This window comes from Actinosynnema sp. NPDC037264 (assembly GCF_055603705.1).
Map to the genome: position 1 here is coordinate 20,334 of NZ_JBVJVK010000021.1, position 10,138 is coordinate 30,471.

A 10,138-nucleotide genomic window follows, 5' to 3' on the forward strand; every position below is an offset into this window, starting at 1 on the left:
GTCTCACGAGACCGGCGTCGCCTCCGACAGGTGCCAGAAGTCGGCGTAGCGGCCACCGAGGCGCAGCAGCTCTTCGTGGGAGCCCTCCTCCACGATCCGGCCGCCGTCGAGGAAGACGACCCGGTCGGCCCGTCGGACGGTCCGCATCCGGTGCGCCACCATCACCACCGTGCGGCCGGCCATCAGGCGCTCGACGCCGTCGTGGACGGCCGCTTCGTTCACCGGGTCGAGGGCGGAGGTCACCTCGTCCAGCAGCACGATCGGCGCGTCCTTCAGCAGCGCCCGCGCGATCGAGACGCGCTGGCGCTCACCGCCCGAGAGCCGCGCGCCGCCCTCGCCGACGTTCGTCGCCCACCCGCCGGGCAGCCGCTCGACCACCTCGTCCAACCGCGCCGCCGCCGCTGCCTGCCGCACCTCGGCGGCACTCGCGTCGGGACGGCCGAGGCGCACGTTCTCCTCGATCGTGCCGTCGAAGAGGTAGACGTCCTGGAACACGAACGCGATCCGGGCCATCAGCTCCTCGGTGTCGACGGCACGCACGTCCACGCCGCCCACGCGCACCGCGCCCGCGTCCACGTCGTAGAACCGCGCGAGCAGCTGGAGCAGCGTGCTCTTGCCCGCGCCCGACGGTCCGACCACGGCGAGCCGCTGCCCCTCCGGCACGGTCAACGACACGTCGTCGACCACCGTGCGGTCGCCGTGCCGGAAGGTGGCGGAGTCGAGTTCCAGCCCGTGGTGCCGCGGCCGGACCGGCTCACGCGGTCGTGGCAGCGGCTCGGTGCGCAGCACCTCGTCGAGCCGCGCCAGCTCGAAACGCGCGCCGCGCAGCTTGCCGCCGATGTCCGACAGCGACAGCAGCGGATCCGCGCACCGGGCGGCCAGCACCAGGATCGCGACGACCTCGGCCGCGCCGATGTGCCCGCCCAGCGCGAGGTACGCGCCCAGGACGAGCACCACGGTGAACATCGCCTGCACCGCCAGCGCCAGGCCCACCGCGCCGGGCAGCGCGGACCGCACGGAGCGGCGTGACGCGCGCCGGACGTCCCGCAGCGAGTCGTCCAGCGACCGGAAGCGCTCGGCCGTCCGGCCGCCGGCCCGCAGCACCGGCTGCGCCTGGAGGTACTCGATGACCCGCCCGGCGGCCTCGTGGTCGCGTTCGGCGCGCTCGGCGTCGGTGGCGGCCGCCGAGCGCCCCGTCCAGGACTGGACCGCCGCCACGACCGGTGCGGCGGCCAACGCGGCCAACCCCAACCGCCAGTCGAAGCCGAGCATCACCAACACGATCGTCAGCGGCGTCACGGCGGCGGAGACGAACGGCGCCAGCAGGTGCGCGATCACACCCATGGCCTGCAACACCCCGGTGCCGGCCAGGACGGACAGCTCCCCGACCCGGCGGCCGTCGTACCAGCCGACGGGCAGCCGGGCGAGGTGGTCGCCGAGCCGGTGGTACATGCCGCGCAGCAACGTGGTCCCGGCGCGGAACCCGGACAGGTCGCTGCGGTAGCGCAGCACCGCGTAGACCGCGACGGCGGCGCCGAACGCGACCAACGACGGCCGGACGTCCCCCGGTGCGGGCCCGAGCAGCGCCCGCAGCACGGGGACCAGCAGGGCGTAGGACAGGCCTTCGGCCATCGCGGTGACCGTCATCAGGGTGACGGTGCGGCGCACCGGCCGGGCGTACTCGTTCCCGAGCACCCGCAGCAACATCCGGATCATCGGGGTTCGCTTCCTTCCCGGGCGGGGGTTCCATCGGCCGTCGCCGCTCGGTGCGAGTGCCAGAACGCGGCGAACTTCCCGTTGCGCGCCAGCAGTTCGGCGGGTGCGCCGCGCTCCACGATCGCACCGTCCTCCAGCACCACGACGGTGTCGGCGTCGGCGATCGTCTCCAGGCGGTGGGCGATCACGAGGGTCGTCCGATCGCCCGCCGACGCCGCCAGGGCCCGGCGCACCGCCTGTTCGGTCCGCGGGTCGGCGAAGGCGGTCGCCTCGTCCAGCACCAGCACGGGCGCGTCGGCGAGCAGCGCGCGGGCCAGCGAGATCCGCTGCGCCTCGCCGCCCGACAGCCCGGCGTCCTCGCCGATCACCGACTCGTACCCGCGCGGCAGTTCGAGGATCCGCTCGTGGATGTCGGCCAGCCGGGCGGCGCGGACCACGTCGTCGCGATCGGCGTGCGGCACGGCCAGCGCGATGTTGTCCGCGACCGACGCGCGCAGCAGGGACGTGGACTGGAAGACGAACGACACCGTCCGGTAGAGCTCGCGGCCGTCGAGGTCGCGCAGGTCGACGCCGCCGAGCACGACCGCGCCCCCGGTCGGGTCGAAGAACCGCGGCAACAGCTGGACCAGCGTGGACTTGCCGCTGCCCGAGGGGCCGACGACCGCGGTGGTCGTGCCCGGTTCGAGCACCAGGTCGATCCCGCGCAGCACCTCGTGCCCCGGCTCGTAGCCGAAGCGGACGTCGCGCAGCTCCACCCGGTGCCCGCGCGGCGCGACCGGGTGCGCGGGCTCCGGCAGCGGTCGCACCGCCAGCACGTCCCGGATCCGGTCGAGCGCGCGCCGTGCGGCCTGGAGGTCGTCGAAACCGTGACCGAGGGCCGCCACCGGAGCCGTCAGGCCGAGCCCGAGCAGCACGAACGGCAGCAGGTCGGCCGGCGCCAGGCCGCCGGACGTGATCAGGACCGCCCCGCCGACCAGCACGACCAGCAGCACGAACGGCGGCGACAGCGCCAGCTGCATCCCGGCGGCGGGCCCGGCCATGCCGTGCACCCACCGGTTGAAGGCGCCGACGAAGTCGTCCACCGCCGTGCGGAACCGGCGGTGCGCGCGCTCGCCACCGCCGAACGCCTTCACCACGGCGATGCCCCGCACGAACTCGACCACCGAGCTCGCGATCCGCCCCATGGCGCCGTCGAACTCCTCCTGCTCGCGCAGCCGGGCCGGCGTCATCATCAGCGGGACCAGCGCCACCGCGAGCACCACCGGCGCCAACGTGATCAGCGTGAGCCGCCAGTCGACGGTGACCAGGTAGACCAACGACACCAGCGGCACCACGAACGCGGACACGAGCTCACCGGGTGCGTGGGCGATGACCGGGTGCACCGCGCTCACGTCCTCCCCCACGACCTTCGCCAGCTCGCCGGTCCGGCGGTGGGCGAACCAGCCGATCGGCGCGTGCCCCAGCCGATCGGCCAGCGCCCGCCGGAACGACAGCTGCACCCGGCCGTCAAGGAGGTGCCCCACGGCGGCCGACGCGGAGGTGAACAGCAGCCGCACGAACAGCCCGACCGCGCCCGCGACCACGACGAACCACACGTGGCCGTGGTCGACCGGGGCGGGCGACAGCAGCGCACGGCCCAGTTCGACCACCGCCAGCAACGGCGCCAGCCCCGCGACCGCGCCGACCACCTGGAGCACGACAACGGCGGCGAAGGCCCACCGGTGAGGGCGCAGCAGCACCGCCAGGCTCGGTCTGGCCGGGTCGACGCCCGGTGCCGCGGACACCTCGGCGGCGGTCATCGGTCCCCCACCTTCGTCGACCCGGTCACCAGGCGGTCCCGGAGGAACCCGGCGACCTCCGCCCGCGCGGGTTTCGCCTGCCGCACCACGCCCGGCATGCTGAGGAACCCGTGCGTCGCCCCGGGGTGCTCGGTGAGCCGTGCGGGCGTCCCCGCCTCCCGCAGCCGTTCGGCGTAACGGCGGCCGTGGTCGGCCAGCGGGTCGACGGTCGGCACCACGACGAGCGCGGGGGCCAGCCCGCTCAGGTCGTCCGCGCGCAGCGGCGACAGCGGACGGGCATCCGTTCCCGGCGGAACGGCCAGTCGCCGGTACAGCCGCAGGTGCGGCAGGGTCAGCGTCGGGCTGTGCGCGTGCCGGGTCATCGACGGGTGGTCGAACCCCGCCTCGGTCAGGTCGAGCGCGGGGTTGACCAACACCTGCGCCTGGAGGGGCAGCCCGGCTTCCCTGGCCCGGATCGCGACCAGCGCGGCGATCAGCCCGCCGTTGCTCTCCCCGAAGACCGCGGTGCGCGCCGGGTCGATCCCCCACTCCCCGGCGTGCCGCACCACGTGCCGCAGCACGTCCCAACCGTCGTCGACGGCCGCCGGCAGCGGGGTCCCCGGATCGAGGAGCCGGTGCTCGACCGAGACGACCACCGCGGGCAGCCGCGCGGCGAGGTGGCTGTTCACCCAGTCGCTCTGCGCCGCCGTGCCGACGAACCCGCCGCCGTGCACGTGCAGCACGAGTGGCAGGTCGTCGTCCCCGCCGCGGTCCGGTGACGGCCGGTACACCCGGACCCGGACCTCCCGGTCGGGCAACGCCACCTCCCGCCACCGGATCCCGGCGCCGCGCGCGGGCCACCCGGTGACCACCCGGAGCAGGCGGGACGCCCGCTTGCGGTTCTCCACCTCGCGGAAGGCGATCAGCTCCTCCGTCGTCATCGCGGACCAGTCCTGCTCCTTCCGCAGGGCGTGCAGCAGTCGGACCCCCGGCGAGGGGCGTTCGACGCCGGTGACGTCGTCCATGTCTCCTCCTCGACCACCGTAGTTTCGCTACCGATGGTATCGATACCGATCGTAGCGCAATTGGCTATCGTGGGGTCATGACCCCAGCGACCCCGTCCGGCAGGCCGCCCGGTCGTCCGCGCGCCGGCATCGACGCGGTGGTCTTCGCCGCGACGCTGGGCACGATCCACGAGCTCGGCTACGCGGGCGCGACGATGGACCGCATCGCGGCGGCGGCGGGGGTCGCGAAGACGACGCTCTACCGCCGGTGGGAGTCGAAGGGCGCCCTGATCGTGGACTGCATCCTCGACACGTTCGGCCCGCTGCGGCCGGAGAGCGAGGACCGGGTCGAGATCCTGTCCTCGGCCATCCGGTTGGCCGCGGCGAAGATCGGCGAGCCGGGGGTCGCCGCGGCGTTCGCGGGCGTGTTCGTGGACGCCATCAGCGATCCGACCCTGCGCGAGGTCCTGTCGACGCGGTTGCAGGCCCCGTACCTCGCCGTGCTCGTGGACGCGCTGGGGCTGCCGGAGGACCGGGTCCTGCTCTTCATCGACGTCGTCGTCGGGACCCTGCTGCACCGGATGGGCATGACCGGCGTGCCGATGGTCGACGCCGACGTCGAGGCGCTGACCGCGATGGTCCTGCGCGACTTCGCCGACTCCGACGACCCGGCCTAGATCGCCGCCGCCGGTGTTCACAACTCGTTGTTCAGCCTGCCCAGGGCGAAGCTGAACATCCTCCGCGCCGCTTGACTCGGGTCCGATGACGGAGCCCGTGCCGCGGCGTTCGAGGCACGGGCTCTCCCCTACGGACAGGGAGGTCCCGTGGCGCGAAGAGCAGTGGCGCTGGCGCTGGCCGCCGCACTGGCGGGAACGGCGGCGCCCGCCCACGCCGCACCCGACGGCACACCACCGGACACGACCGCGCCCGGCGGCGCGCGGGGCACGACGTCGTCGCCGGACGACCGCAAGACCGTCACCCTCGTCACCGGCGACCGGGTCGTCCTCGACGGCGACCGGTTGGTCTCCGTCACCCCCGGCGCGCACCGGCAGGACGTCTCGTTCCAGGTCACCCGGCACGCGGGCCGCCTGCGCGTGGTCCCGGCCGACGTGGCCCGGCCGCTGGCCGAGGGCCGGGTGGACCAGCGGCTGTTCGACGTCACCGGGCTGGTCGAGGCGGGGTACGACGACGCGCGGCGCGACACCGTGCCGGTGATCGTCTCCGGGGGCCGGCCGCCGTCGGGCGCACGGGTGGCCGACGCGCTGCCCGCCGTGGACGCGGTGGCGGCCGAGGTCCCGAAGTCGACCGGGTGGCTCGAACTGCCCGAGGGCCCCGGCAAGGTGTGGTTGGACGGGATGGCCCGCCCGCTGCTGGACCGCAGCACCACGCAGGTCGGCGCGCCGGCGGCGTGGGCGGCCGGGCTGACCGGCGCGGGCGTGACCGTCGCGGTCGTCGACACGGGCGTGGAGGGTGATCACCCCGACCTGGTCGGGAGGGAGGTCGCCGGGCGCGACTTCACCCGCGAGCAGGACGGCGTCGACCGCTACGGCCACGGCACGCACGTCGCGGCCACGATCGTCGGCCACCGCGCGCCCTACCGGGGCGTCGCGCCGGACGCGCGGCTGCTCGACGCGAAGGTGTGCGACCGCGAGGGCTTCTGCCCGGAGTCCGCGATCATCGAGGGGATGCGCTGGGCCGCGGAACAGGGCGCGGACGTGGTGAACGTCAGCCTCGGCCTGCCGCCCAGCGACGACGTCGACCCGGTCGAGGCCGCCGTGGACGCCCTGTCGGCGAGCCACGGCACGCTGTTCGTGGTCTCGGCGGGCAACTCCGGCGACGCGCCGGGCACCCTGCTCTCGCCCGGCACCGCCGACGCCGCGCTGACCGTCGGCGCGGTGGCGCGCGACGACTCGGTGGCCGATTTCTCCAGCCGGGGACCGAGGGTCGCCGACGGCGCGGTCAAGCCCGACATCACCGCGCCGGGCGTGGACATCGTCGCGGCGAAGGCGAGCACCGGCGGACTTCTCGGCGCGCCCGTCGGCGAGCACCACATGGCGCTGTCCGGCACGTCGATGGCCTCGCCGCACGTCGCCGGCGCCGCGGCGCTGCTGGCGCAGCGGCACCCGGACTGGACCGGCGCGCGGCTCAAGGCGGCGCTGACCGCCTCGGCGCGGCCGAACCCGGCGCTGGGCCTGCACGACCAGGGCTCGGGCCGCCTGGACATCGCCGCCGCGTTGTCCACGACGATCACCAGCGAACCCACGTCGGTCGTCCTCGGCAGGCACGAGTGGCCGCACGACGACGACAAACCCACCACGAAACCCGTGGTCTACCGCAACGACGGCGCGCAGCCGGTCACGCTGGACCTGGCGGTGCGGGCGAACGGGCCCGGCGTGTTCTCGGTGTCCCCGACGAGCATCACCGTCCCGGCGGGCGGCGCGGCCGAGGTCGCCGTCACGGGCGACGCGCGGCAGGCGGCCGCAGACGGCGCGCACTCGGGCACGGTGGTGGCGACCGCAGGCGGCGCGGAGGTGCTGCGGACGCCGGTCGGCCTCAACCGCGAGGTGGAGAGCTACCCGGTCACCTTCGACTACCCCGGCGCGCCCGAGGGCCGGGCGTTCACGCTCCTGGTGCACCTGGCCACCGGCGCGCACACCTACGTGCGGGACGGCGCCGTGCGGCTGCCCAAGGGCGACTACGTGGTGCAGGCGCTGCTGGGCCCGGAGGAGGGCCCGCACACGATCGTCACGCGGCCGGACCTCCGGGTGGAGGGAGCGGCGCACGTCGTCCTCGACGCCCGGCCGGCGGGACCGCTGGAGGTCGTGGCGCCCGATCCGGCCGCGACCGCGGGCGAGCACCGCCTGCTGGTCGAGCGCCGGCTCGGCGAGCAGACCGTGAGCGTGGGGCTGTACCAGCCCGGCGGTTTCCGGGCCGGGACGCGGGTCGGTCACGCCGGGCCGGCGCTGCCCGCGGGCGAGTTGGACGTCTTCATCTCCGCGCAGTCCGAGAGCCCGTCGGCGTCCTACTGGCTGGGGTGGGTCGAGCAGGGCCGGGTGCCCGACGGTTTCGTGCGCCGGCCGCGTGAGTCGGACCTGGCGAAGGTGCGCACCACGATCGCCCTGAAGGACACCGGCGGGTACCGGGCGTTGGGCGGCTGGGTGGTCGCGCCGTCGGGTGCGGCCGGTCCGGGCTTGTTCACGGACTTGGCCCCCGGGCTCGTTTTCACGCGGTACACGACACCGGATGTCGCCTGGGAAACGCTGTACACCGACGAGGGAGCTCTGATGACCGCGAAGCAGGAGCGGTACGGCGCGGGCCGGACCTACGACCGGTCGTTCGGCGCGCCCGTCATCGGTCCGGTGATGTACTCCGGCGACTACCCGAACCTGGCCCGCACCGGGAACGAGGTGGCGGTCTCGCTGTCGCTGTTCGGCGACCGGGAGGGCAACGAGGGCTACTCCAGGGTCACGTCCGCGCGGACCGCGCTGTACCGCGACGGTGAGCTGGTCGGCGAGAACGACAGCAGCGGGCACGGGGTGTTCGCGGTGCCGCCGGGGCCCGCGGTGTTCCGGGCGCGGACCGAGGTGACGCGCGCGCCGGAGGTCTCGGACTTCAGCACGCGCATCGAGGTCGACTGGACGTTCCGCTCGGACACGACGAACCGCCAACGACGGCTGCCGATGTCGGTGGTGCGGTTCACCCCGGAGCTGGACGGCACGGGCAGCGCCCCCGCGTACCGACCGCTGACCGTGCCCTTGGTGGTCGACCAGCAGCGTGGCGTGGACAACGCGCCGCTGCGCCACTTCCGCGTGGAGGTGTCCTATGACGACGGTGCGAGCTGGGTGAGCCTCCCGGTGCTGGGCCGCGCGGCGCTCGTGGGCAACCGGGCGAAGCCGGGGACGTTCGCCTCGCTGCGCGTGCACGCCACCGACGGCCGGGGCGGCGAGTTGAGCCAGACCGTGATCCGGGCCTACCGGCTCGGCTGACGGTCCCGGCAGGCGCCGGGCGGGTGTCCGCCCTCCCGCCCGGCGCCGTCACGGGCACAGCGGCCGTTCCGCCACCCCGGGGAAGTGCGCCGCCCAGTCGACGTCCACCAGTTCGGGGCACACCTCGCGGATCACCCGGTCGACGTCCACCGCGAGCCGCCACAGCGCGCCGCGGGTGTCCACCATCAGCAGCTCGCCGTGCTCGTAGCGCACGAAGCTGAACTCCACCCCCGGCGCGCGCAGCGCCAGCGGTTCCCCACCGCGCAGGTCCCACAACCACACCGAGTCGCGGTGCACCGCCGTGACGGCCCCGCCGTCGCGGGCGAACTCGACCACGGCCGACTCCGGGATCCCGTCCGCCTCCAGCAGCGTCGTGGCGCCGTCGAGCACGGCGAGGTGCGCGTCGTCCCGGCCGTGGACGGCGAGCATGCGCCCCGGGCCCGGCACGAGCATCAGCCGCGAGTCGCGGCCGAACACCGGCGTGACCCGGCCGTCCGAGGACCACACCTCCACCTGCCGCCGGTCGCCGTCGTGGCGGGCCAGGACCACGCCGGAGCCGTCGTCCAGCGGCATGGCGTACTCGACGCCGTCGGCGGGCAGGCGGGTGCGGGTGGTGTCGCCGGGTCGCCAGTGGACCGCGGCGCCGTCCTCGACGGCGGTCATGAGGGTGCCCGCCGCGTCGACGCCGAGGGGGAACGGCCAGTCGGTCATGGTGCTCGTGACGCGCGGCGCGGCGGGGTCGCTGATGTCCCACAGCTGGAACTCGTCGCGGTCGACCACCACGAGCGCGGTGCGCTCGTCGGCGCTGATCAGGTTCAGGAAACCGGTGGGCGGCAGCGGGATCCGGCCGGCCTGCTGCTGTTCCGCGCCGGCCCAGAGCCGGATGGTCCCCGGCAACCCGGGTTCGGCGCCGAACTCCTGGGTCACCGAGAGGCGGCCGGGCACGCGCACGTGACCACTGCCCAGGGTGGTGGCGGCGCCGGCCGCGCGGGCGAGCAGCAGCGCGTCGCGGGACTGGGTGGTGGGTGCGACGCGGTAGGCCGCCAAGGCGAGCGTCGCCGCTTCGCGCGGGCGGGTCAGCAGGTCCAGGGCGGAGTCGGCGGCGCGCATCGACAGCGTCTGGTTGCGCTCGCGGGTGGCGGCGCGCTGGGCGGTGACCGCGTAGGCCGCGGTGGCGGTGAGCAGCAGGACGAGCGCGGCGAGGCAGGCGACGAGTCGCCGCAGCCTGCGCACGCCCCGCCTGCGCACCGCCTCGCGGTCGCGTTCGGCGGCCAGGCCGGCGTCGACGAACTCGCGTTCGGCGGGGTTGAGGCGGGACGCCAGGCGGCGTGCCTGGTCGAGGTGGACGCCGCGGTAGAGCGCGTCGGGGTCGCGGTCGTGCGCGCGCCAGGCGTCGGCGGCGCTGGTGAGCCTGCGGTGCGCGCGCAGCGCCTCGCGGTCCTCGTCCAGCCAGCCGACCAGCCTCGGCCACGCGCGCAGCAGCGCCTCGTGGGTCAGCTCCACGGTGTGCCGGTCGAGGGTGATCAGCCTGGCCGCGGCGAGCCGGTCGAGCAGCGGGGGGGGGGGGGGGGGGGGGGGGGGGGGGGGGGGGGGGGGGGGGGGGGGGTGGTGGGGGGGGGGGGGGGGGGGGGGGGGGGGGAGGCCCCACGCGCGC

6 protein-coding genes are annotated in these 10,138 nt (G+C 75.3%); 2 read left to right on the forward strand and 4 right to left on the reverse strand.

Annotation, left to right across the window (positions count from 1 at the left end; all coding sequences use genetic code 11):
- Positions 1–3: 3 nt before the first annotated feature.
- Genes ACZ7GX_RS23100 through ACZ7GX_RS23110 form a run of 3 tightly spaced genes read right to left on the reverse strand, consistent with a single transcriptional unit; the run spans position 4 to position 4,519 of the window.
- Entirely contained in the window at positions 4–1,716 is a 1,713-nt protein-coding gene (locus ACZ7GX_RS23100) for an ABC transporter ATP-binding protein (RefSeq protein ID WP_498779391.1), read from the reverse strand.
- Complete coding sequence (locus tag ACZ7GX_RS23105) at positions 1,713–3,515, reverse strand: ABC transporter ATP-binding protein (RefSeq protein WP_498779393.1); 1,803 nt, start codon at positions 3,513–3,515, stop codon at positions 1,713–1,715. The genes ACZ7GX_RS23100 and ACZ7GX_RS23105 overlap by 4 nt, the downstream gene beginning before the upstream one ends.
- A complete protein-coding gene (locus ACZ7GX_RS23110; RefSeq protein ID WP_498779395.1) occupies positions 3,512–4,519 on the reverse strand; it encodes an alpha/beta hydrolase in 1,008 nt (335 codons plus the stop codon). The genes ACZ7GX_RS23105 and ACZ7GX_RS23110 overlap by 4 nt, the downstream gene beginning before the upstream one ends.
- Before the next feature lie 77 nt (positions 4,520–4,596).
- Between ACZ7GX_RS23110 and ACZ7GX_RS23115 the strand changes: the two genes are divergently transcribed.
- Both ACZ7GX_RS23115 and ACZ7GX_RS23120 read left to right on the forward strand, forming a co-directional pair.
- Positions 4,597–5,175 (forward strand): TetR family transcriptional regulator, encoded by a 579-nt coding sequence (locus ACZ7GX_RS23115; protein WP_498779397.1) that lies wholly within the window; start codon positions 4,597–4,599, stop codon positions 5,173–5,175.
- A gap of 147 nt (positions 5,176–5,322) precedes the next feature.
- A complete protein-coding gene (locus ACZ7GX_RS23120) occupies positions 5,323–8,484 on the forward strand; it encodes a S8 family serine peptidase (RefSeq protein ID WP_498779398.1) in 3,162 nt (1,053 codons plus the stop codon).
- A 48-nt stretch (positions 8,485–8,532) separates the two neighbouring features.
- On the opposite strand, the gene ACZ7GX_RS23125 is transcribed toward ACZ7GX_RS23120, so the two are convergent.
- The gene (locus ACZ7GX_RS23125; protein WP_498779565.1) at positions 8,533–10,038 is read right to left on the reverse strand and encodes an nSTAND1 domain-containing NTPase; all 1,506 of its coding nucleotides are present in this window, start codon (positions 10,036–10,038) and stop codon (positions 8,533–8,535) included.
- Between the last annotated feature and the right edge of the window lie 100 nt (positions 10,039–10,138).

What these genes read in the sequence shown, in the direction of transcription:
- ACZ7GX_RS23100 (WP_498779391.1), bottom strand. Translation starts at nt 1,716, where the DNA reads ATGATCCGGATGTTGCTGCGGGTGCTCGGGAACGAGTACGCCCGGCCG.
- ACZ7GX_RS23105 (WP_498779393.1), bottom strand. Translation starts at nt 3,515, where the DNA reads ATGACCGCCGCCGAGGTGTCCGCGGCACCGGGCGTCGACCCGGCCAGA.
- ACZ7GX_RS23110 (WP_498779395.1), bottom strand. Translation starts at nt 4,519, where the DNA reads ATGGACGACGTCACCGGCGTCGAACGCCCCTCGCCGGGGGTCCGACTG.
- ACZ7GX_RS23115 (WP_498779397.1), top strand. Translation starts at nt 4,597, where the DNA reads ATGACCCCAGCGACCCCGTCCGGCAGGCCGCCCGGTCGTCCGCGCGCC.